The sequence below is a fragment of the Curtobacterium sp. MCBA15_001 genome (assembly GCF_001864835.1).
Taxonomy (GTDB): domain Bacteria; phylum Actinomycetota; class Actinomycetes; order Actinomycetales; family Microbacteriaceae; genus Curtobacterium.
This window is the reverse complement of record NZ_MJGI01000027.1, coordinates 296,282-317,088: the sequence shown is the minus strand read 5'-3', so window position 1 is coordinate 317,088 and position 20,807 is coordinate 296,282. Positions and strand designations below refer to the sequence as shown.

Here is a 20,807-nt window from a genome sequence, read left to right as displayed (position 1 = left end):
TCAAATGTGACATTTGGGCGGTTGATCCGCAAGCCGAGGTCAGTAGATGCAGCTGTCCGCTTCGCCGTACGCGTGGACGGCCGTCGACGACGGACTCGGCTCGTCCGAGGGTGACGCGGCCGCTGACCCCGCGTCGGACGATCCCGCGTCGGCTGCTCCGGCGTCGCTCGATCCCGCATCGGTCGCCCCGGTGTCCGTCGGGGCCGCCGCGACCGCGGTCCGGCCGTCGGTGCCGAGCAGCAGCGTGACACCCGTCACGCTCCCCGTCTGCACGGCGATCGCGCCGGGCACGGCAGCGACGACGGCCTTGGCCTGCGCCTCGGACCCCGCCGGGTACTGCACGGTGGTCGCCGCCGTGCTGGTGGAGGACCCCGGCGCGCCGACCTGGAAGCCCCGGGCCGTGAGCGTCGCTCCCGCTGCGGCGGCCGCCCCGGTGACGCCGCTGCCGTTGAGCACCGTGACCTGGACCGTGGTCGGGTCTGCCGCGGTCGCCGACGTGTACGCCTCGGGCTGGCCGACCAGGCTCTGCACGAACGCGGGCATGCCGGCGGTGTCGACCTCGACGATCGACAGCGCGGAACCGCCGACGGAGATGGTCGGCGTCCCGAGGATCGGGATCGTGGCGGACTTGATGGCGGCCGGACGCAGGTTCCGCAGCTGCGCCGCCAGGGAGAGCATGTCGAGGCCCTGGTCGGTCTCGATCGACCCCCCGATCGCGTCGATGATGTTCGTCGTCTTCACCGGGTTGAGCAGGGTCCCCGCCGACAGGATCTTCCGAGCCTCTTGTGACAGGAAGTACTGCTGCCGGACCTGTCGGTCCAGGTCGCCGTTCGGCAGACCGTGGCGCTGCCGCACGAAGGACAGCGCCTGCTTCGGGTCGAGCTCCGAGTTGCCCGCCGGGAGGTCGACACCGGAGTAGGAGTCCTGCGCCGGCTCCTTCAGGCAGACGCTGACCGGCCCGAGCTGCTTGACGATCTCGTAGAACCCGAGCAGAGACACCCGCACGTAGTGGTCGATCGACAGCCCACTCAGGCCCTCGATCGTCTTGATGAGCAACTGCGCGCCGCCGCCAGCACCGCCGCCGTTGAGGGTGCCGTAGTAGAAGGCGCTGTTGAGCTTGCCCTTGCCGACCCCGGGGATCGCGACGTACGAGTCCCGCGGGAACGAGATCATCGTGGCGTCCTTGCCGTCGGCCGAGATGTGCAACACGATCATCGTGTCGGTGTTCGTCGCACCGCCGTCCGACTCGGTGCTGAGCTCCGCCATCTGCTCCGGCGTCGCGTTGTCCGGCCGGTGGTCGTCACCGACGAGCAGGATGTTCATCGCCTTGCCGTCGACGTCGTCCTCCTGCTTGGTCGACCCCGTGATCGCGTCGACCTTCGTCACGCTCGAGGCCAGTCGGTTGTACGCGTACGCGGCGTACCCGCCGCTGAGCAGCAGGGCCATCGTCAGGACCCCCGCAACGGCGGGGAAGACCACGCCCGGACCGCGCTTCTGGCGGCCGTGCCGGGGCGGCACGGTGCCGCGACGGCGGCGCTCGGTCGTCTCTTCAGGCTGCGTGCTCACTGCAGCACGATAACCGCTGGAAGGTGAGCCGAGCGTGAGATCCGCATCCGGAACGGCCGGGAGGCCCGTGGCGGGCCCGCCACGGGCCTCCTGTCCGGAACGGCGTCAGTCGCGCGTCGGCAGCAGGTGCACGGCCTCCATCGCCAGCTCCGCCGCGATCGGGTCCTTCGCCACCACGGCGTCACGCAGCTTGCGCACCTGCGGCAGGACGACGTCTGCCGGCACGAGCTCGGCGAGCTCCGGCACGCGGAGCTTGAACGCCAATCCGTCCGTGGTGGACCGGCAGAGCTGCTCGAGCGCCGCGTTGCCGCACGCCCCCACCCACATCGAGTACAGGTCCGCGCCGTCGTGCGCGAGTGCCGCCTGCTCGGACTGCTCGGTCCGCTTGACGACGTCGTCGAGCATCGCGACGACCTGCTTGCGCTCGGCGGCGGTGAACCGTGGCACCGCCAGCCGGACCACACCGCCGTAGATCACCCCGAGCGTGCGGAAGGCGTCGAGCAGCTCGGCCGCCGACGGCGCCGCGACGCGGGTGTACCGGTTCGGGGCCATCTCGATCAGGCCGGCGCGCGCCAGTTCGGCGAGCGCCTCGCGGATCGGGGTGCGGGACACCCCGAGCCAGGCGATCAGGTCGTCGTCGTTGAGTCGCTCGCCAGGCTCGAGGGTGCCGTCCATGATGGCGTCGCGGATCTTGTCCTGCACGGTGTCACGGAGGAGCTTCCGCTCTGCGGCGGGCTGCGTCGAGGGGACTGGCATGCGCTCAGCGTGTCACATGTCGGCACGTCGGCGCGACCGGCGCGACCGGCAGATCGGCGCAGCCGGGACCGGCGCTACCGGCTCGTGCGGCGCGAAAGGCGTGACGGCCACCATGCGTGTCGGCCGAGGTCGTACACGATTGCGGGGACCAGCAGCGACCGGACCACGATCGTGTCGAGCAGCACGCCGAAGGCGACCACGAAGGCGATCTGCACCAGGAACAGGATCGGGATCACCCCGAGCGCCGCGAACGTGGCGGCCAGGACGACGCCGGCCGAGGTGATCACCCCACCGGTCACCCCGAGTCCACGCAGGACGCCCTCGTGCGGCCCGGACCGGATCGTCTCCTCGCGCACCCGGGTCATCAGGAAGATGTTGTAGTCCACGCCCAGGGCGACCAGGAACACGAACGAGTACAGCGGCACCGACGGGTCCGCGCCGGGGAAGTGGAACAGGTGGTCGAACACCAGGGCGCCGACGCCGAGCGCTGCCGCGAAGGACACGATCACGCTGCCGATGAGGACGAGCGGCGCGACGATGCTCCTGAGCAGCAGCATGAGGATCAGCAGGATCACGACGAGCACGACCGGGATGATGAGCGTGCGGTCGCGGATACCGGTGTCGTTCGTGTCCACAGCGGTCGCGGTGACACCGCCGACGATCGCTCCCGGGTCGGCGCGTTCGACCGCGGTCCGGAGGTCCCGGACGGTCTGCTCGGCAGCGTCCGAGTCGGCCGTGTGCGTCAGGGTCGCCTGGAGCAGGACCCGGCCGTCGACGACCGTGGGGTAGGCCTGACTCCCCTGCGTCGGCGGTGCGCTCTGCTGACTCGCGTCCTCACCGACCGGGACCGTGCCGGAGCGGGACTCCTTCGACACCGCGACCACCCCGTCGACGCCGTCGGTGCGCTCGATCGCCGTGACCAGGCGGTCGAGCCGGTCCGCCTCGCCGATGACCTGGGCCGGGCTGCCGGAACCGGCCGGGAAGTGGTCCGCCAACACGGCCTGTCCGTCCCGCGCCTGCGACGACCCGATCACCAGGTCGCTCTGGGGTACGCCGTCGGCACGGAGCCCGATCAGCCCGGACCCCATCGCGAGCAGACCCACGGTGCAGACGATCCAGACGGTGCGCGACCGCTTCGCCACGAGCCGGCCGACGGCCGCCCAGACACCTCGGGCGTCCGGTCCGGTGACGGCCTTGTGCGCGCTGCCGAAGGTGGGCCGCAGCGGCCAGAACGCCGCCCGGCGGAAGACCAGCAGCAGGGCCGGCAGGAGCGTCAGTGCCGCGAGCAGGCTGAAGGCGATGCCGATCGCGGCGACGGGGCCCAGCGCCTTGTTGGAGTTGAGGTCGGAGAGCAGCAGGCAGAGCACCCCGACGATGACCGTGCCGCCGGACGCCAGGATCGGTTCGAGGCTCCCCCGGAGCGCTGCCTTCGTCGCGTCCCACCCGGTGCGCTCGTCACGGAGGGCTTCGCGGAACCGGGAGACGTAGAGCAGGGCGTAGTCCGTCGCGGCCCCGATGACCAGGATCGACAGGATGCCCTGCACCTGGCCGTTCACCGTCACGACGTCCGCCTTCGCCAGCGCGTAGACGACCAGGATCGACGCCGTCAGCGCGAACGTCGCCGTGCCGAGGACCAGGAACGGCAGGAGCGGCGAGCGGTAGACCACGATCAGGATGACGAGCACGGCGGCCAACGCGACGCCGAGCAGGATGCCGTCGATGCCCGCGAAGGCCTCGGTCAGGTCCGCGGTGAACCCGGCGGGTCCGGTGACGTACCCCTGGACACCCGACGGCAGCACGCCGTCCACGTCGGCGCGGATCGCTGCGACCGCGTCACCGGTCTCGGCCGCCTTGGTCAACGTCGCGACGATCTCGACGGCGTCGCCGTCGGCGCTCGGGATCACCGGGCTGACCGACTCGACGTCGTCCCGGTCGCCCAGCTGCCGCGCGAGGTCCGCGGCCGCCGTGGTGTCCGACGCACGCAGGCCGCCGTCCCGCTCGAGCACGACGACGGCGGGTGCCCCGGTCTCGTCACGGAACGCGGCGGCCTGCTCCTGCACCTTCGTCGCGTCGGCGGAGGCGGGCAGGAACGAGGTCTGGTCGTTCGTGGAGACGTCGGAGATCTTGCCGAAGAACGGCCCGCCGACCGAGGCCACGACGAGCCAGACCACGATGACGAGTGCGGGGACGACGATGCGGAGGAAGCGGGGCACGGGCTGAGCGTACTCCGATCATCAGCATGCTGATCACCTGGATCGGCCGAGCAGGGGTCAATAGACTCGGGCGCATGCACGACGACCCCGCAGCCTGGCCACTCGGTCGCCTCCTGGCAGCTGCGGCACGGTCGGTCGAGCGGGACTGGGACGAGCGCCTCCGTGCGATCGGGCTGCCCCATGCGGCGCTCATCGCCATCGACATCCTGATCCGGACCGGGCCGACCGGCGCGGACACCCTGGCGCGGACCGCCCGGGTGCAGCCCCAGACGATGTCCCGCACGCTCGAACGCCTGGAACGGGACGGTCTCGTGGAACGGGGCCCGCATCCCGAGGACCGTCGGCGGCGGGTGGTCACCGTGACCGACCGTGGACGCGCCGCCTGGCAGGAAGCGAAGCACGTGGAGCGCGAGGTCCTGCCGGACGACGACGAACTCCGCGCCGCACTCGGACGGATCATGGACCGCAATCGGAAGTCCTAGCGTATGAAATACCACATGGAGTAGACTGGAGTGTCGGCATCAGGGTCGACCTGACCCCAGGAGTCTCCATGTCCGGTCGCCGAGCTGCCCGCAAGCACCCCGATCGGCCCGCGCGCCGGCGTCGTCCGTTCCTCGTCGCACTGATCGCGACGGTGGGCGGACTCGTCGGCATCGCCGCGGTGCTGGCCGTCGTCGCGAGCGTGTTCGTCGGTGGGCTCGCCCGGAGCTACGACCGGAACACCGACACCATCGCCGACGCGTTCCCGTCGGGCGATCGTCCGGCCGCGTCGGGCGACGGTGCCGGCGCCGACGCACCGATGAACGTCCTGCTGATCGGGTCCGACTCGCGCTCGAACCTGGACCCGAACGGCGACCACGCCGCGGGCGGGCGATCGGACACCCTGATGCTCGTGCACGTCCCGGCCGACCGGAAGTCGGTGTCGATCATGTCGATCATGCGCGACTCGTGGGTGGACGTCCCGGGCCACGGCACGGCCAAGATCAACGCAGCGTACTCATGGGGCGGAATCCCGCTCACGGTCCAGACCGTCGAACAGCTGCTCGACGTCCGCATCGACCACGTCGCCGAGATCGACTTCGCCGGGTTCGTCGGCATGACCGATGCCCTCGGCGGCGTCACCGTCGAGTCCCCGAAGGCGTTCTCGATCGACGGCCGCCACTTCGACGCCGGACCGAACCGCCTCGACGGGACCGGCGCGCTGGCGTTCGTCCGCGCCCGGTACGCGTTCGCCGACGCCGACCACACCCGTGTCCGCAACCAGCAGGCGTTCATGCGGGGCATCGTCGACGGGGTGCTGTCGAAGGGGACCATCACGGACCCGGGCCGGATCCAGGACTTCGTGACCGCGACCAGCAAGTACCTGTCCGTCGACGCCGGACTCGACTTCGGCACGCTCGTCGGCCTCGGCTGGTCGCTCCGCGGCGTCACGCCGAGCGACCTGCAGACGTTCACGATGCCGACCGCGGGCGGTGGGACCTCGGCGGACGGCCAGTCCTACGTCGCGGTGAACCAGGGCGCGGTCCAGTCGCTGAGCGCAGCACTGCGGTCCGACGACCTGACGAGCTGGCTGGCCGCCAACCCGCACTGACCAGGAGCGGCGCCCGCGCCGACCAGAGGCGGGCCGCCCCGCAGACGACGAACGCCCCCACGACCGGTCCGGTCGTGGGGGCGTCCGCGCAGGCAGGTCGGCTCAGGCCGGCAGCTGCAGCGTCTGACCCGCGTAGATCAGGTTCGCGTTGTCGATCGTGGTGGTGTTCGCAGCCCACAGGTGCATGTAGCCGCCCGTGATGCCGAGCTTGGTGGCGATGCTGTCGAGCGTGTCACCGGCGACGACCTGGTAGGTCGAGCCGCTGGTCGGCACCGCAGCGGGCTTCGCCGGCGCCGCCGGAGCGGCGGGGGCAGCCGTCACGGCCTTCGGTGCCGCGCTGGTCGAGGGCGTCGTGGCCTTCGGCGCCGTCTTCTGGGCCGGAGCAGCAGCCGCGGGGGCCGACTGCTGCGGGATGGCGGCCGGCGCTGCGCCGGTGGTGCCGCTCAGTCCGAGCTTGGCCGAGCAGGCGGGCCATGCACCCCAACCCTGCGATGCGAGGACGTGCTCCGCGACGGCGATCTGCGTCTCGCGGCTGGCGCTCGCCGGGCTGCCGGTGCCGCCGTTCGCGGCCCAGGTGCTCTGCGTGAACTGCAGACCGCCGGAGTAGCCGTTGCCGGTGTTGATCGCCCAGTTGCCGCCGGACTCGCACTGTGCGAGGGCGTCCCAGGTCGAGCCGTCAGCTGCGTTGGCGGGGGCCGAGAGCCCCACACCGGCCGCGGCGATGCCGGCGAAGGCGAGTCCGCCGAGGACGGCGCGAGTTCGGGTGGTCTTCTTCATGTGTGTTGCTCCACCGGGGCCGCACGCCGTCTGCACGGCGTCCCCACTGCCCACCCCGACCGATCGCGGTCTGTTGAGGTGTCGCCGGGGGCAGTGGTCCGCGCCGGCGTCACGGTCGGCAACCATAGGCAACTCCGTCTCGTTATCAAACTGAGACAAAAGGTTCTACCCAGGGCTGTTGTGTACCCCGCAGGCGTTCCTGTATGCGACGATCGCCGCGCACGCGCCGATCGGCTGTACCCGGGGACAGGAACATCCGAATTGGCTGGCAACGCCGATCTGGCCGCCCTCCAGCGGACGGGAGGCCCGGATCAGCACCGCCACGCGCCTCCAGGCCGTACCGAGGTCACGACCAGGGCGCGGTCAGCGCCGTTCAGCCGCGTGGTCAGCCGCGCGTCAGCAGCGTCACAGCCTCGAGGTGGCCCGTCTGCGGGAACATGTCGAGCACCCGCGCCCGACGCAACCGCAGCGACGGCATCCGAGCCAGGTCGGACGCCAGCGTGACCGGGTTGCAGCTCGAGTAGACGACGTGCTGCACGTCCGAGGCCTCGAGCCAGTCCGCCAGCGTCGGCCCGATGCCGCGCCGGGGCGGGTTCACCACCACGAGTTCGGGGACCAGGTCGGGTCGGGCGTGCAGGGCGTGGTCGGTCGCGTCGTCGGCGGCGAAGCGGACGTCCTCGAGCCCGGCCTCCCGTGCGGACTGCCCGGCAGAACGGACGGCTTCGCGCGAGGTCTCGATCCCGACCACGTGCCGTCCGGGTCGCGCGGCGTGCAGGGCGAACCCGCCGACGCCGCAGTACAGGTCCCACATCGATGCCGGCTCGAGCTCGTCGATCCAGCCCGACGCCTGCGCGTAGAGCTGTTCGGCGACGGTCGTGTTCGTCTGGAAGAAGCTCTGCGGCCGCAGGTGCATCGTCACCGGGCCGAGGCGCATCGGCAGCGTCTCCTGGTCCGTCAGCACGACCTCGCGCTCCCCCTCGGTGACGGCCTTGTGCTCCGGCAGCAGGTTGGCGGTGACCACCACGGCGCTCGGCAGCGCGAGCAGCAGGTCGCCCAGCCGCGACCGGAGCCGCGCGAGCTGCCCCTCCGAGCGCAGGACGAAGCGCACCATGAGCTCGCCGTCGGGTGACTCGGTCACCAGGACGAACTTCAGCTCACCCCGACGCGTGGCGACGTCGTACGGGATCAGGCCGGCGGACGTGACGAAGTCCGCCAGCACCGGGAGCGCCTGCCGGATGCCCGGTGTGCAGATGCCGCAGTGGCGGATGTCGACACCGCGCTGCCGGTGGTCGAGCAGGCCGATGGTCGGGTGCTCGGCCGACCCGCCCACGACCATCTTCGCCTTGTTGCGGTAGCCGGACTCCGGGCTGCGCACCGCGGGGAGCCACTCGACGGCGCCGGGACCACCCGATGCCTCGACCGCGTCGTGCAGGAGCTCGCGGGTGCGGAGTTCCTTGTCGAGGACCTGGTCGGCGTACGGCTGGCCCATGAGCGTGCACGAGCGGCACACCCCGCGGTCGAAGTAGTCGCACTGCATGGCCGAGTCAGGATACGGCGTCGCGCGCCCTCGTCGGCAGTCGGTACACGGACGTCGTCGCCGTCAGGAACAGCGTCGTGCCGTCGTCCCCGCCGAAGCACAGGTTCGACACGACCTCGGGCACGGCGACCTCGCCGAGCCGCGCGCCGTCGGGACCGAAGACGATGAGCCCGCGGTGCGAGGACGACCACACGTTGCCGTCCCGGTCGACACGGATGCCGTCGGGCACGCCCTCCCCCGCAGCGAGACGGACGAACTCGCGGCCGTTCTCCACCCGGACCGCCGGGGCGTCACCGGGGCCGCGCGGGGTCGGGTCGACGTCGTACGCACGGATCACGGGCCGGTCGCCCGACGAGCTGACGACGTACAGCACGCGTTCGTCCGGTGAGAACGCCAGCCCGTTCGGCTCCTCCGTGTCGAGCACCACGGGCCGCAGGTCCTCGCCGTCGGGTCCGCACCGGAACACCCAGTGGTCGCCGTACTCGCGGGTGCCGGGGTGCCCCTCGCGCGGCTGGGTGATGCCGTAGGCGGGGTCGGTGAACCAGACGCTGCCGTCCCGGGCGACGACGACGTCGTTCGGGGAGTTGAACCGCACGCCGTCCCACGCGTCGACGATGACGCTGACGATGCCGTCGCGGTCCCGCTCGACCTGCCGGTTGCCGTGGGAGCACTGCACGACGCTGCCGTCGCGGTCGCGCGTCCGCCCGTTGGTGAACTCGACCCCGGTGGCGTACTCGTCGACCGAGCCGTCGTCCTGGTGCCACTGCATGATGCGGTCGCCGGGGATGTCCGACCAGCGGAGCGTCCGGCTCGCGGGCATCCAGATCGGCCCCTCGGCCCAGGTGCTGCCGGTCGCGATGCGCTCGAGGGCGCCGGGGTCGGGGACCAGGTCGGAGAACGCGGGCATCACGCGGCCGTGTCCTGCAGCGCGTCGAGTGCGGCGACGTCCTCCGCGGACAGCACGAAGTCGACGTCGGCGTTCTCCGCGATGCGGGACGGCGTGGTCGACTTCGGCAGGGGCAGCACGTCCTTCTCGAGCAGGTACCGGATCGCGACCTGCGCGACGCTCTTGTCGTAGCGCGCGGCGATCGACGCGATCTGCTCGTTCTCCAGCAGGCCACCGGTGGCGAGCGGTGAGTACCCCTCGACCAGGACCTCGTGCTCGGCGCAGAAGGCCGTGGTCTCGTCCTGGGTGTTGCCGATGAACCAGCGGATCTGGTTCGCGTGCGGCACGACGTCGGTGTGCTCGAGCAGGTGCTCCAGGTCCGGGACGACGAAGTTCGAGACACCGATGGACTTGGTCTTCCCGGCGTCGTAGAGCTCCTCGAACACCTTCCACACCTCGACGTTGCCGTCGCGGTGGTCGCTGCCCATGTCGCTCCAGGGCCACGGCGCGTGGATCAGGTAGAGGTCGACGACGCCCAGGTCGAGGTTGCCGGACGACTCGGCGAAGGCGTCACGAGCACCGGACGCCGTCTTCACCTCGGCGGGGAGCTTGGTCGTGATGAAGACCTCGTCGCGCGGGACGCCGCTGTCGCGGACCGCTTCGCCCACGCTGGCCTCGTTGCCGTAGGCGAGCGCGGTGTCGATGTGGCGGTACCCGGCGTCGAGGGCGGCTCGGGTGGCGTCGTACGCCTCGGAACCGGATGGGATCTGCCAGGTGCCGAAGCCGATCTTCGGGATGTGCAGGCCGTTGGACATGACGAACGTGTCGGTGAGAGCAGGCATGTCCCGGACAGTACGCCCGCCTCAGTCGGTGAGGTCCACGGAGAGCACCCGGTCGTCGCCGGCGCCCGACGAGCCCCGACCGTCGGTGTTGTTCGTCACGAACCAGAGCGTGTCGTCGGGCCCTTCGAGCACCGTGCGCAGGCGGCCGTACGTCCCGCCGAACCACTCGCGCGACGTCGTCGGGTCGGCCACGGGGACCGAGCGGAGCACCTCGCCCTGCAGGTTCGCGATGAAGACCGTGTCCTCGACGACGGCCAGGCCGCTCGGGCTCGCGTCGTCGGTCCGCCACTGCTGCACGGGGTCCACGAAGCCCTGGTCGGTGCCGCCCTTCCCCTCGACCTCGGGCCAGCCGTAGTCCTTCCCGGGCTCGATCACGTTGAGCTCGTCCCAGGTGTTCTCCCCGAACTCCGAGGCGAACATCGTGCCGTCGTCCGCCCAGTCGAGCCCCTGCACGTTCCGGTGTCCGAGCGACCACACCGGCGAGCCCGCGAACGGGTTGTCGGAGGGGACGTCACCGGTCCGGGACACGCGCAGGATCTTCCCCGCCAGCGAGTCCCGGTCCTGCGCTTCAGAACGCTCGCCGGCGTCCCCCACGCTCACGTAGAGCATGTCGTCCGGCCCGAAGGCGATCCGGCCGCCGTTGTGGAAGCTGTTCGCGGGCAGGTCCTCGAGCACGGTGGTCGGCTCGCCCAGGGCGTGGGAGCCGGCGCGGCCGGTGAGCGGGTAGCGCTCGACACGGTTGCCGTCCTGCCCGGTGGAGTACACGAACAGGTCGTCGTCCTCGACCGCCAACCCGAGCAGGCCGCCCTCGCCGCCGTGTCGGATGCCGTCGACCGTCCCGACGGTCCGGGTGCTGCCGTCGTCGGCGAGCTCGAGCACGTCGCCGGAGTCGCGCAGGCTCACCAGCGGCACGTCGTCGTCGGTCAGCACCACCGACCACGGCGCCTCGAGGTCGGTCGCGACGTCCCGCACGGCACCGGTCGGCGCGACCTCGTCTCGAGCCAGGTCACGCGGCGGAGAGGCACTGGTGCCGCCGCGGGCGGAGTCGTCGGATGCCGCCGTGCACCCGGCGAGCGCCAGGACGACCAGGGCGAGGGACGCGAGCGGGGCAGCGGTTCGGGTGCGCATGGCCGTCACGCTAGGCGCCTGTACGGGCACTCAGCCGGGAGGCACGGCACCTGTCCGGCAGACACCCGGCGGTCCGTCAGGTGGCCGGCTCCCACCGTCGCCGGTCAGCGCTGGGACACGGGACTGACCACGAGCTCGTCGATGCGGACGTGCGGCGGGGCGTCGAGCACGAAGCCGATCGTGCGGCCGATGTCCTCGGGGGTGAGCATCACGGCGCGTGCTGCGGCGTCGGGCACCTGCGGCCGCTGGTCGAGGAAGTCGGTCGCGACGTCGCCGGGGCAGAGGTGCGTCGCGCGGACGCCGTGCGGGGCCTCCTGCTGGTTGAGCGTCCGGACCACCGAGCCCAGCGCGGTCTTCGACGCGGAGTACGCCACGCCGGCACCGGGCTGGAAGGACCACCCCGCGTACGAGGAGACCACGACGACCACGCCGGACCCGCTCGCCCTGAGCATCGGGAGCGTGGCGTCGACGACGCTGACCACCGCGGTGAGGTTCGTGTCGACGACCGCGCGGAAGCGGTCCATCGACTGGTCGTCCCACCGCCGCTCGGGCGCGTTCAGGCCGGCGGCGAGCACCAGCCCGTCGAGGCGACCGTGTCGGGACGCGACGGTCGCTGCGGCGGCGACCACGGCCTCCCGGTCGGACGCGTCGAGCGGCAGCACGTCCGCGGTGCCGCCTGCCTGCCGGACCGCGTCCGCGACCGCGTCCAGGCGGTCGGTCCGGCGACCACTGAGGACCACCGTCCACCCGCTTGCGGCAGCGGTGCGAGCGGCAGCGGCACCCATGCCGCTGCCGCCACCCGTCACCCAGAGGACCCGTCCCGGTGCTGCGTTCGTCATGCGCTGATGGTAGAGGTGGAGGTGTCGACGACGTCCGTCGGCCGGACAAGGAGCGCGTGATGCACCTCGACCTGAGCGACCGCGTGGTCGTCGTCACCGGAGCGGGCCGCGGCATCGGCCGGGTGCTCGCTGAGCGGTTCCGGACCGAGGGCGCCCGCGTGGCGCTGCTCGACCTGGCGTTCGACGGCCCCGACGACCCGGACCAGGTCGTGTGCAACGTCGCCGACCCGGACTCGGTCGCCGCAGCGGTGGCAGCCGTCGTCGAGCGCCACGGCACGGTCGACGTCCTCGTGAACAACGCCGGCATCAACGTCGACGGGCTGGTCGCCGACCTGACGTGGCCCGCGTGGCAGCGCTGCATGGACGTCAACCTCGGTGGCACGTTCCTGATGAGCCAGGCGGTGGCGCCGGTGATGCAGGCCGCAGGTCGCGGGCGGATCATCAACGCGGCGTCCTTCGCGGCGATCGTGCCGAGCGTCGGGAGCGCCGCCTACGCCGCGTCGAAGTCGGCGGTGGTGGCGTTCACCCGGGTGCTGGCGTCCGAGCTCGGCCCGTGGGGCATCACCGTGAACGCGTACGCGCCGGGCATGGTGCCGACCGCGATGAACGGCTTCGCCACGATGCCGACCGAGGCGCAGGACCGGCTCCTCGACACCCTGTCGCTCCGGCGGTGGGAGACGCCGGACGACGTCGCGGACCTGCTCGTGTTCCTGGCGAGCGACGCCTCGTCCTACATCACGGGGACCCTGCTCGACGTGTCCGGCGGCAAGCTCGCGACCCAGATCCCGTCGCGGGCGCACGGGCGGTAGTCAGCGCAGCAGACGGTCGAGGAGTTCGCGGAGCCGCCGTCGGTCGGGGGCCGGCAGCTTCTCGGTGAGCGGCAGGAGCGCCCGACGCATGGCGTCCTCGAGCGCCGCAGCGACCTCGTGGCCGCGGTCGGTCAGCACGACGTCGACCGCGCGGGCGTCGTCGGCGTTCGGCACCCGCGCCAGCAGCCCCTTGGTCGAGGCGCGGGCGACGAGCCCCGTCATCGTCGACTTCTCGAGCCCGAGGTACTCGGCCAGGTCGCCGATCCGCAGGCGGCGGTCGCGCAGGATCGCGAGCACGCGGAGCTGCGTCAACGACAGACCCGCGTCGGCCGCCAGGTCCGTCAGCGCGCCCATCGTGGTGAACGCCGCCTGCCCGAGGGCGTCGACGAGGCGGTCCTGCTCGGTCGTGTCCATCGCCCCATGCTACTTGACGCGCTTCGTGATGCGAACTAGTTTGCTTCGTAACACGAACCATTGAGGAGCATCGCGATGCATGCAGCAGTCGTCACCCATTTCGACACCCCCCCGTCCTGGACCACGTTCCCGGAGCCGTCGCCGACCGGAGACGAGGTCCTGGTCGACGTGGTCGCCGCGGGCCTCCACCCGCGCGTCCGCTCGCAGGCCGACGGATCGCACTACACCAGCGAGGGTGCCCTGCCCCTGGTCCCCGGCGTCGACGGGGTGGGCCGGTTCCCCGACGGCACGCTCCGGTACTTCGCCGTCCGGAGCGACACCCGCGGATCGATGGCGGAGCAGGTCGCCGTCGACCCCCGCGCCAGTGTGGTCCTGCCCGCCGGCGCAGACCCGATCGCCGTCGCTGCCGGCGCCAACCCGGTGATGTCGTCCTGGGTCGCCCTGCGGCAGCGCATCGCACTCACCCCCGGTGCCCGCGTCCTGGTGCTGGGGGCCACCGGCGCCTCGGGACGAGCCGCCGTGCAGGTCGCCAGACACCTCGGCGCCGCCCACGTCGTCGCGAGCGGCCGCGATCCCGAACGACTCGCGAGTCTGACTTCACTCGGGGCGGACACGCTCGTACCGATCGACGACGTCCGAGCGCTCGCCGCCGCGGCGGCCGACGTGGACGTGGTCCTGGACTACGTGTGGGGGGCGCCGGCAGCGGCAGCGATGGCAGCCCTCGTCACCGCCCGTCGCTCCGCGAGCGACCGGCTCGACTGGGTCGCGATCGGCTCGACCGCCGGCTCGGAGGCCCCGGTCCCGTCCGCCGCGCTCCGCGCCTCGGGCCTGACCATCGTCGGCAGCGGCCAGGGATCGGTCGGCGTCCGCGGGTTCATGACCGAGCTGCCGGGGATCGTCGGAGCGATCGCCGACGGCACGATCGCCGTCGACGCGACCCGCGTCCCGATGCCCCACGTAGCGGACGCCTGGACCGGGCGGGTGCCGACCGAGCAGGGGCCCCGCGGAGCGAGCAGAGTGGTGCTCGCAGTCTGACCTGCGCGTCGGGAGTCCTGTCCGGTCGCACAGGTTCTGCCCATCCGGCTCTCGGTAGCCTGTGAGCCACCCAGAGCCGGACTTGCACGCCCGACCCCGAGGAGGCGCCCCATGGTCACCGTCCTCGTCGCGTTCGCCGTCGTCGCCCTCGTCGTCCCGGCGCTGACACCGCTGCTCGGCCGCCGTGTCTTCTTCGTCGCGGCACTGGCACCCGCTGCCGCGGCCGTCCTGACCCTCACCCAGACGGACCGTGCGCTGCACGGCGGTGTGACCGAGTCCTTCTCGTGGATCCCGCAGCTCGACCTGGCGATCGGCCTGCGCGTGGACGCCCTGTCGTGGGTGCTCGCCCTCGTGGTGTCGGTGGTCGGTGCCCTGGTGCTCGTCTACTGCGCGGCGTACTTCGGTGACGACGAACCGGGCCTCGGTCGGTTCGCCGGGGTCCTGACCGCGTTCGCCGGCTCGATGTACGGCTTGGTCATCGCCGACGACGTCATCGTGCTGTTCGTCCTGTGGGAAGCCACCACGGTCTTCTCCTACCTGCTCATCGGCCACGACGCCGCCAAGCGCGCCAGCCGGGCCGCGGCGATGCAGGCCCTCGTCGTCACCACCGCCGGCGGCCTGGCGATGCTGGCCGGGCTCGTCATGCTCTCGGTCGCGGCCGGCACGACGCAGCTCTCCGCGATCATCGCCCAGGCCCCGACGGGCACGGTCGTGTCGGTGTCGGTCGTGCTCGTCCTGCTGGGCGCGCTGACGAAGTCCGCGATCGTCCCCTTCCACTTCTGGCTCCCCGCGGCGATGGCTGCGCCGACCCCGGTGAGCGCCTACCTGCACGCCGCCGCGATGGTGAAGGCCGGCATCTACCTGGTGGCCCGTCTGGCCCCGGCGTTCGCCCTGCTCGGCGGCTGGCGCGAGACCATCACCGTGCTGGGCGTGCTCGGCATGCTCGTCGGTGGGTACCGCGCCCTCCGCCAGACCGACCTCAAGCTGCTGCTGGCGTACGGCACGGTGGCACAGCTCGGCTTCCTGGTGCTCGCCGCCGGGTGGGGCGCTCCGGCCGTGGCCCTGGGCGGCATCGCGCTGCTGGTCGCCCACGCCACGTTCAAGTCGACCCTGTTCCTGGTCGTCGGCACGGTGGACCACGTCACCGGGACACGGGACCTCGGTCGCCTGAGCGGTCTCGGCCGGAAGATGCCCTGGCTCGCCACGGTCGCCGTCCTGGCGCTGGTGTCGATGGCCGGCATCCCGCCGACGATCGGGTTCGTCGCCAAGGAAGCCGTGCTCACCGGCTTCGTCGAGGCCCTGCACGGTCCGGACGCCGGGTGGGCGTGGGTCGCACTGGTCGGCATCACGGTGGGCTCCGTGCTGACCGTGGCGTACTCGCTCCGGTTCCTCTGGGGCACGTTCGGCACCAAGCCCGGCGTGGAGCAGACCGAACCGCACGCGCTGCACGGACTCGGCGTCGTCCCGAGCGTGCTCGGACTGGCCGGCCTGACGCTCGGACTCCTGACCCCGTTCGTCGCGCACGGCATCGAGCCCGCTGCCGGCGCCGCATCGCTGCCCGGTGAGGTCCCGCACCTCGCGCTGTGGCACGGGCTCGAGCCGGCGCTCGGCATCTCCGCGCTGACCCTGCTCGGCGGCCTGGCGCTCTTCGCCGGCCGGACCTGGGTCGAGGCCCTGCAGCACCGGCTCGCCGGCTCCCCGAGCGCAGCCGGCACGTACCGGCGGCTGATGCGCGGGCTCGACCGCGGCGCCACGTCCCTGACGGCGAACCTGCAGCGCGGGTCGCTCCCCTACTACCTGACCGTGATCCTGTCGGTCTTCGTCGCCGGCGCCCTCGCCAACCTGGTCGTCGGCGGCCCGTGGGAGTTCCACGTGCGCTTCGCCGACTCGTGGGGGCAGGTACCGGTCGTCATCGTGATGTCGATCGCCGCGATCGCCGTCACCGCCGCCCGGACCCGCTTCGCGGCCGCCGTGCTGGTCGGGGTCACCGGCTACGGCATGTCCGTGCTGTTCGTCCTGCACGGCGCCGTCGACCTGGCGCTCACACAGCTCGTCGTCGAGACCGTGACGCTGATCGCCTTCGTGCTGGTGCTCCGCCGGCTCCCCCCGCGCATCAACACCGCCAACCCGTCGCGCTTCCGGGTGCTGCGGGCACTGTTCGCCGGGCTGGCCGGACTGACCCTGGCGATCGTCGTGATCGTGTCCGCGTCCGCACGGACCGCCGCCCCGATCTGGCCGGACATCCCCGCGCTGACCAGCTCGTTCGGGCACGGCCTCAACGTGGTCAACGTCGCACTCGTCGACCTGCGCGGGTGGGACACCCTCGGCGAGCTGACCGTCGTGGTCGCTGCGGCCACGGGCGTCGCGAGCCTGATCTTCGTGAACTCGCGCGAGGACACCCTGCCCCGCCTGCGGGACATGCCCGGCGGCGGGTCCGACGACCGCGCCGACGGCGAACCCCGCGCCTGGCTGCCGACGAGCGCGGCGCTGCCGACCGGCCGCTCCGCCCTGCTCGACGTCGTCGTCCGGCTGCTGTTCCACGGGCTCATCGTCCTGTCGCTCTACCTGCTGTTCGCCGGGCACAACGCCGCCGGTGGCGGGTTCGCCGGCGGACTCGTCGCGGGCATCGCCCTCGCGGCCCGCTACCTGGCCGGCGGGGCCGCCGAGCTCGGGGCCGCCGCACCGGTCCGCGCCGGGCGCCTGCTCGGCCTCGGGGTCGCGACGGCTGCCGTCACCGCGATCACGCCGCTGTTCTTCGGCAAGGACGCGCTGTACTCGGAGTTCTTCGAAGCCACGGTCCCGGTCCTCGGCCACGTCGAGTTCGTCACCGCCACGTTCTTCGACATCGGCGTCTACCTGGTCGTCGTCGGCCTGGTCCTCGACGTCCTGCGCAGCCTGGGGGCCGAGGTCGACCGACAGCGCCTCGAGGACTCCCGCGTCCCCGTCCGCAACACCACCGAAGCCGACCGCGACCCGGAAGAGGTCTCCGCATGACCATCACCCTCGTCCTGGTCATCGCGATGGCCGTGCTCTTCGCCTGCGGGGTCTACCTGCTGCTCGAACGCTCCCTGACCCGGATGCTGCTCGGGTTCCTGCTGCTCGGCAACGCGCTCAACCTGCTCCTGCTCATCATGTCCGGCGCCGCGGGCAACCCGCCGATCGGCAAGTCGGCCGACGGCATCACCGATCCGCTCCCCCAGGCCTTCGCCCTGACCGCGATCGTCATCACCTTCGCCGTCAGCGCGTTCCTGCTCGCGCTGATCCACCGGTCGTGGACGCTGTCCCGCGCGGACGAGGTCGAGGTGGACGAGGCCGACGTCGCGATCCGGCGGGACCGCTCGGCCGCCGAGCACGACGACCCGGAGACCGACACCGACCCCGAGTCCGACGACCAGCACGAACGGCACCACGAACCCCACGGCGAGCGCGAGGAGTCCCGATGACCTTCCTCGCCCCGCTCCTGGTCCTGGTGCCGCTGCTCGGTGCCGCGGTCGCCCTCGGGCTGCTCCGGCACCAGAAGCTGCAGCGCGCCATCACCGTCGCCGTGCTCGTCATCGCCCTGGCCGTCGCCGCCACCCTCATGGTGCTCGTCGACCAGCACGGCACGATCGTGGTCCAGGTCGGCGGGTGGCAGGCGCCGTACGGCATCTCGCTCGTGGTCGACCGGCTGAGCGCCCTGCTGCTGACCGTGTCCGCGAGCGTGCTGCTGCTCGTCCTGCTGTTCTCGATCGGGCAGGGGCTGGCCGCGGACGACGGCGAGGCGCCCGTCACGATCTTCTACCCGACCTACCTGGTGCTGGCCGCCGGCGTCCTCGACTCCTTCATCGCCGGCGACCTGTTCAACCTCTACGTCGCGTTCGAGATGCTGCTCGTGGCCAGCTACGTGCTCATCACCCTCGGTGGCAGCGAGCAGCGCGTCCGGGCGGGCACGACGTACATCGTCACGAGCCTGATCGCGTCGGCGCTGTTCCTGTCTGCCATCGGGCTGGTCTACGGCGCGACGGGGACCGTCAACATCGCCCAGATCAGCGAGCGGATGGCCGGGCTGCCCGAGCACGTCCAGCTGCTGCTGCACACGATGCTGCTCATCGGGTTCGGCATCAAGGCCGCCGTCTTCCCGCTGGCGTTCTGGCTGCCCGACTCGTACCCGACCGCACCGGCCCCCGTCACGGCGGTGTTCGCAGGCCTGCTCACCAAGGTCGGCATCTACGCCATCATCCGGCTCGAGACCGTGATCTTCCCGCGGCCGCAGCTGAACACCGTCCTGCTGGTGGTCGCCGCCCTGACGATGGTGGTCGGGGTGCTCGGCGCGGTGTCGCAGACCGACGTCAAACGGCTGCTCTCCTTCACGCTCATCAGCCACATCGGCTTCATGGTGATGGGCATCGGGCTCGGCACGGTCGCGGGCACCGCCGCCGCGGTGTTCTACACCGTGCACCACATCGTCGTGCAGACGACCCTGTTCCTGGTGTCGGGGTTGATGGAACGGGTCGGCGGGACGACATCGACCCGGTCGCTCGGTGGGCTGCTCAAGGCCGCGCCGCTGCTGGCCGCGCTCTACCTGGTCCCCGCGTTCAACCTGGGCGGCATCCCGCCGTTCTCCGGGTTCATCGGCAAGCTCGGCCTGTTCCGCGCCGCCGCCGTCGAGGGCAGTCCGATGGCCTACGTCACGATCGGCGCCGGGATCGTCACCTCGCTCCTCACGCTGTACGCGCTCATGCGCGTCTGGGACGCGGCGTTCTGGCGCCCGAAGCCCGCCGCCGAGGCGGCGGCGCCGCACGCGGCGACCGCCGAACCGCACGAGCACCTGCGTGCCCCGGAGCCGGCCCCCGTGACGCGCTCCGAGACCGACGGCAGTGTCGTCGCGGGAGGCTCGGTGACCGTCACCGACGCTGCTCCCGCAGGCGCGGCCTCCCGTCCGGATCTCGGAACCGGTGAGAAGGCGCGTCTGCCCCGGATGCTGGTGGGCGTGACGACCGTCGCGGTGCTCGGCTCCGTCGCCCTGACCGTGGTCGCCGGACCGCTGTACGGGTACGCGACCCGTGCGGCCGAGTCGCTCGAGTCGCCGGTGTCCTACGTGCAGGCAGTCCTCGGGGGTGCACGGTGACGGACGAGACGCGTCGCATCAGCCGGGCTCGCCGCATCGTCGTCGCCTGGCGCTACGAGGTGCCGCTCGGCATCGGGCTCACCGTGCTGTGGGCGCTGCTCTGGGGGTCGTGGACGCCCCTGACCCTGCTGTGCGGTGTCGTCGTGGCGCTCCTGGTGACACAGGCACTGCCGCTGCCGCCCGTCCCGCTGTCGTCGCGGTTCTCGGTCCCGAACGCACTCCGGTTCCTCGTCGTCTGGACCGGTCTGGTGATCGCCGCGTCGTTCAAGGTCGCGTGGGTGGCGTTCCGGCCCCGCGGGGTGCGCCGGAGCTCGATCGTGCTCGTCCAACTGCACACCACGTCGGAGATGACCTTCACCCTCGCGACCCTGGCGGTCTCGCTGGTGCCCGGCTCCTACGTCGCCGACGTCGACCTGCACCGACGCCGACTGCTGCTGCACGTCCTCGACACCGAGGAGCATGCCCAGGTCGAGGCCGAGAAGCGGATGGCGCTGCGCATCGACGCCCTCGTCATCCGGGCGCTCGGGTCGAAGCAGGACGTCTCCGAGCTGTCCGACCCGCTGCCGGAGGTGACCCGGTGAACGCGGGGCTGGTCGTGATGGGCATCGGCATCGCGCTCGTGCTCCTGCTGCTCGGGGCGACCCTCGCGCTCGCGGTGTTCCGCATCGTGCGCGGGCCGACGATCCTCGACCGGATGATCGGCTCCGACCTGGTGCTGACGACGGCGCTCGTGGTGATCGCCGCCGCGATGGTCATCCGCCGCGACCTGACGGGCATCCCGGTGCTCGTGGTGATCGCCGCGACGAGCGTGTTCGCCACCGTCGCGGTCGCCCGGGCGGTGACGCCGTCGTCCGACCCGTCCGACGAGGGCACCGACGTGGCGACCCCGGAACGGAGCGAGTCGTGACCGAGATCCTGCAGTCCTTCATCGACACCGCGGGGGTGCGGGCGTGGATCGCGCTCGTGCTGCTGCTGGTCGCCGCGGTGCTGTCGTTCGGGGCGGCCGTGGGCATCGTGCGCTTCCCCGACCCGCTCGTGCGTCTGCACGCGATGGCGAAGCCGCAGGTGCTCGGCCTGGCGCTGGCCCTGGCTGCGATCGTGGTGGCCGTCGGGACGTGGACGGCGTTCTGGGTCGTGCTGCCGATCATGGTGTTCCAGCTGTTCCTGGTGCCGGTGTCGACGCACATGATCGCCCGTGCCGGGGTCCGGTCGGGCGACTACCGGCACGAGGACCTGCTCGTCGACGACACGGAGTAGCGAAGCGGGGGCGGCGGGGCCCGGACGCGCGCACGGTGCGAGGTTGCACC

Annotated in this window: 20 protein-coding genes; 10 read left to right on the top strand and 10 right to left on the bottom strand. The window is 71.9% G+C overall.

Features of this window, described 5'->3' with window-relative positions; genetic code table 11:
• Positions 1 to 39: 39 nt before the first annotated feature.
• From BIU90_RS17500 to BIU90_RS17490, 3 genes are all read right to left on the bottom strand, one after another.
• Positions 40 to 1,566 (bottom strand): LCP family protein, encoded by a 1,527-nt coding sequence (locus BIU90_RS17500; protein WP_071301450.1) that lies wholly within the window; start codon positions 1,564 to 1,566, stop codon positions 40 to 42.
• 105 nt (positions 1,567 to 1,671) lie between these two features.
• Positions 1,672 to 2,322, bottom strand: a complete 651-nt coding sequence (locus BIU90_RS17495; RefSeq protein WP_071301449.1) for a GntR family transcriptional regulator — start codon at positions 2,320 to 2,322, stop codon at positions 1,672 to 1,674.
• Between the two features lie 74 nt (positions 2,323 to 2,396).
• Complete coding sequence (locus tag BIU90_RS17490) at positions 2,397 to 4,535, bottom strand: efflux RND transporter permease subunit (RefSeq protein ID WP_071301448.1); 2,139 nt, start codon at positions 4,533 to 4,535, stop codon at positions 2,397 to 2,399.
• A 74-nt stretch (positions 4,536 to 4,609) separates the two neighbouring features.
• Between BIU90_RS17490 and BIU90_RS17485 the strand changes: the two genes are divergently transcribed.
• Together BIU90_RS17485 and BIU90_RS17480 are read left to right on the top strand one after the other, a co-directional pair.
• The gene (locus BIU90_RS17485) at positions 4,610 to 5,017 is read left to right on the top strand and encodes a MarR family winged helix-turn-helix transcriptional regulator (protein ID WP_071301447.1); all 408 of its coding nucleotides are present in this window, start codon (positions 4,610 to 4,612) and stop codon (positions 5,015 to 5,017) included.
• Between the two features lie 68 nt (positions 5,018 to 5,085).
• The gene (locus BIU90_RS17480; RefSeq protein WP_071301446.1) at positions 5,086 to 6,126 is read left to right on the top strand and encodes an LCP family protein; all 1,041 of its coding nucleotides are present in this window, start codon (positions 5,086 to 5,088) and stop codon (positions 6,124 to 6,126) included.
• 102 nt (positions 6,127 to 6,228) lie between these two features.
• Here the strand turns inward: BIU90_RS17480 and BIU90_RS19205 are convergent, their stop codons facing one another.
• From BIU90_RS19205 to BIU90_RS17450, 6 genes are all read right to left on the bottom strand, one after another.
• Entirely contained in the window at positions 6,229 to 6,903 is a 675-nt protein-coding gene (locus BIU90_RS19205; RefSeq protein WP_071301445.1) for a transglycosylase family protein, read from the bottom strand.
• Positions 6,904 to 7,288: 385 nt separating this feature from the next.
• Positions 7,289 to 8,440: a 23S rRNA (uracil(747)-C(5))-methyltransferase RlmC gene (gene rlmC / locus BIU90_RS17470; protein WP_071301444.1), complete on the bottom strand. Its 1,152-nt coding sequence runs from the start codon at positions 8,438 to 8,440 to the stop codon at positions 7,289 to 7,291.
• A 7-nt stretch (positions 8,441 to 8,447) separates the two neighbouring features.
• Positions 8,448 to 9,347 carry an SMP-30/gluconolactonase/LRE family protein gene (locus BIU90_RS17465; RefSeq protein WP_071301443.1) on the bottom strand — a complete coding sequence of 300 codons (900 nt, stop codon included), beginning with the start codon at positions 9,345 to 9,347 and terminating at the stop codon, positions 8,448 to 8,450.
• On the bottom strand, positions 9,347 to 10,168 hold the full coding sequence (locus tag BIU90_RS17460; RefSeq protein ID WP_071301442.1) for an aldo/keto reductase: 822 nt from the start codon (positions 10,166 to 10,168) through the stop codon (positions 9,347 to 9,349). The genes BIU90_RS17465 and BIU90_RS17460 overlap by 1 nt, the downstream gene beginning before the upstream one ends.
• Before the next feature lie 21 nt (positions 10,169 to 10,189).
• On the bottom strand, positions 10,190 to 11,296 hold the full coding sequence (locus BIU90_RS17455) for a sorbosone dehydrogenase family protein (RefSeq protein ID WP_071301441.1): 1,107 nt from the start codon (positions 11,294 to 11,296) through the stop codon (positions 10,190 to 10,192).
• A gap of 104 nt (positions 11,297 to 11,400) precedes the next feature.
• A complete protein-coding gene (locus tag BIU90_RS17450) occupies positions 11,401 to 12,135 on the bottom strand; it encodes an SDR family oxidoreductase (protein ID WP_071301440.1) in 735 nt (244 codons plus the stop codon).
• 59 nt (positions 12,136 to 12,194) lie between these two features.
• Between BIU90_RS17450 and BIU90_RS17445 the strand changes: the two genes are divergently transcribed.
• On the top strand, positions 12,195 to 12,944 hold the full coding sequence (locus BIU90_RS17445) for an SDR family NAD(P)-dependent oxidoreductase (RefSeq protein ID WP_071301439.1): 750 nt from the start codon (positions 12,195 to 12,197) through the stop codon (positions 12,942 to 12,944).
• Here BIU90_RS17445 and BIU90_RS17440 read toward each other — a convergent pair whose 3' ends face one another.
• The gene (locus tag BIU90_RS17440) at positions 12,945 to 13,358 is read right to left on the bottom strand and encodes a MarR family winged helix-turn-helix transcriptional regulator (RefSeq protein WP_071301438.1); all 414 of its coding nucleotides are present in this window, start codon (positions 13,356 to 13,358) and stop codon (positions 12,945 to 12,947) included. It lies immediately after the preceding gene.
• Positions 13,359 to 13,433: 75 nt separating this feature from the next.
• Here BIU90_RS17440 and BIU90_RS17435 point away from each other — a divergent pair, with 75 nt between their 5' ends.
• The 7 genes from BIU90_RS17435 (at position 13,434) to BIU90_RS17405 (ending at position 20,757) form a co-directional block, all read left to right on the top strand.
• Positions 13,434 to 14,393: a zinc-binding alcohol dehydrogenase family protein gene (locus BIU90_RS17435; RefSeq protein WP_071301437.1), complete on the top strand. Its 960-nt coding sequence runs from the start codon at positions 13,434 to 13,436 to the stop codon at positions 14,391 to 14,393.
• 111 nt (positions 14,394 to 14,504) lie between these two features.
• Positions 14,505 to 17,387 carry a Na+/H+ antiporter subunit A gene (locus BIU90_RS17430; RefSeq protein ID WP_071301436.1) on the top strand — a complete coding sequence of 961 codons (2,883 nt, stop codon included), beginning with the start codon at positions 14,505 to 14,507 and terminating at the stop codon, positions 17,385 to 17,387.
• Positions 17,384 to 17,836: a Na(+)/H(+) antiporter subunit C gene (locus tag BIU90_RS17425; RefSeq protein WP_071301435.1), complete on the top strand. Its 453-nt coding sequence runs from the start codon at positions 17,384 to 17,386 to the stop codon at positions 17,834 to 17,836. Before BIU90_RS17430 ends, BIU90_RS17425 begins: the two co-directional genes overlap by 4 nt.
• Complete coding sequence (locus tag BIU90_RS17420; protein WP_071301434.1) at positions 17,833 to 19,500, top strand: Na+/H+ antiporter subunit D; 1,668 nt, start codon at positions 17,833 to 17,835, stop codon at positions 19,498 to 19,500. Before BIU90_RS17425 ends, BIU90_RS17420 begins: the two co-directional genes overlap by 4 nt.
• A complete protein-coding gene (locus tag BIU90_RS17415; RefSeq protein ID WP_071301433.1) occupies positions 19,497 to 20,081 on the top strand; it encodes a Na+/H+ antiporter subunit E in 585 nt (194 codons plus the stop codon). The genes BIU90_RS17420 and BIU90_RS17415 overlap by 4 nt, the downstream gene beginning before the upstream one ends.
• The gene (locus BIU90_RS17410) at positions 20,078 to 20,407 is read left to right on the top strand and encodes a hypothetical protein (protein WP_083404062.1); all 330 of its coding nucleotides are present in this window, start codon (positions 20,078 to 20,080) and stop codon (positions 20,405 to 20,407) included. The genes BIU90_RS17415 and BIU90_RS17410 overlap by 4 nt, the downstream gene beginning before the upstream one ends.
• Positions 20,404 to 20,757: a monovalent cation/H(+) antiporter subunit G gene (locus BIU90_RS17405; protein WP_083404061.1), complete on the top strand. Its 354-nt coding sequence runs from the start codon at positions 20,404 to 20,406 to the stop codon at positions 20,755 to 20,757. Before BIU90_RS17410 ends, BIU90_RS17405 begins: the two co-directional genes overlap by 4 nt.
• Positions 20,758 to 20,807: the final 50 nt, after the last annotated feature.

What these genes read in the sequence shown, in the direction of transcription:
- BIU90_RS17495 (WP_071301449.1), bottom strand. Translation starts at nt 2,322, where the DNA reads ATGCCAGTCCCCTCGACGCAGCCCGCCGCAGAGCGGAAGCTCCTCCGT.
- BIU90_RS17485 (WP_071301447.1), top strand. Translation starts at nt 4,610, where the DNA reads ATGCACGACGACCCCGCAGCCTGGCCACTCGGTCGCCTCCTGGCAGCT.
- BIU90_RS17480 (WP_071301446.1), top strand. Translation starts at nt 5,086, where the DNA reads ATGTCCGGTCGCCGAGCTGCCCGCAAGCACCCCGATCGGCCCGCGCGC.
- BIU90_RS19205 (WP_071301445.1), bottom strand. Translation starts at nt 6,903, where the DNA reads ATGAAGAAGACCACCCGAACTCGCGCCGTCCTCGGCGGACTCGCCTTC.
- rlmC (WP_071301444.1), bottom strand. Translation starts at nt 8,440, where the DNA reads ATGCAGTGCGACTACTTCGACCGCGGGGTGTGCCGCTCGTGCACGCTC.
- BIU90_RS17465 (WP_071301443.1), bottom strand. Translation starts at nt 9,347, where the DNA reads ATGCCCGCGTTCTCCGACCTGGTCCCCGACCCCGGCGCCCTCGAGCGC.
- BIU90_RS17460 (WP_071301442.1), bottom strand. Translation starts at nt 10,168, where the DNA reads ATGCCTGCTCTCACCGACACGTTCGTCATGTCCAACGGCCTGCACATC.
- BIU90_RS17455 (WP_071301441.1), bottom strand. Translation starts at nt 11,296, where the DNA reads ATGCGCACCCGAACCGCTGCCCCGCTCGCGTCCCTCGCCCTGGTCGTC.
- BIU90_RS17450 (WP_071301440.1), bottom strand. Translation starts at nt 12,135, where the DNA reads ATGACGAACGCAGCACCGGGACGGGTCCTCTGGGTGACGGGTGGCGGC.
- BIU90_RS17445 (WP_071301439.1), top strand. Translation starts at nt 12,195, where the DNA reads ATGCACCTCGACCTGAGCGACCGCGTGGTCGTCGTCACCGGAGCGGGC.
- BIU90_RS17440 (WP_071301438.1), bottom strand. Translation starts at nt 13,358, where the DNA reads ATGGACACGACCGAGCAGGACCGCCTCGTCGACGCCCTCGGGCAGGCG.
- BIU90_RS17435 (WP_071301437.1), top strand. Translation starts at nt 13,434, where the DNA reads ATGCATGCAGCAGTCGTCACCCATTTCGACACCCCCCCGTCCTGGACC.
- BIU90_RS17430 (WP_071301436.1), top strand. Translation starts at nt 14,505, where the DNA reads ATGGTCACCGTCCTCGTCGCGTTCGCCGTCGTCGCCCTCGTCGTCCCG.
- BIU90_RS17425 (WP_071301435.1), top strand. Translation starts at nt 17,384, where the DNA reads ATGACCATCACCCTCGTCCTGGTCATCGCGATGGCCGTGCTCTTCGCC.
- BIU90_RS17420 (WP_071301434.1), top strand. Translation starts at nt 17,833, where the DNA reads ATGACCTTCCTCGCCCCGCTCCTGGTCCTGGTGCCGCTGCTCGGTGCC.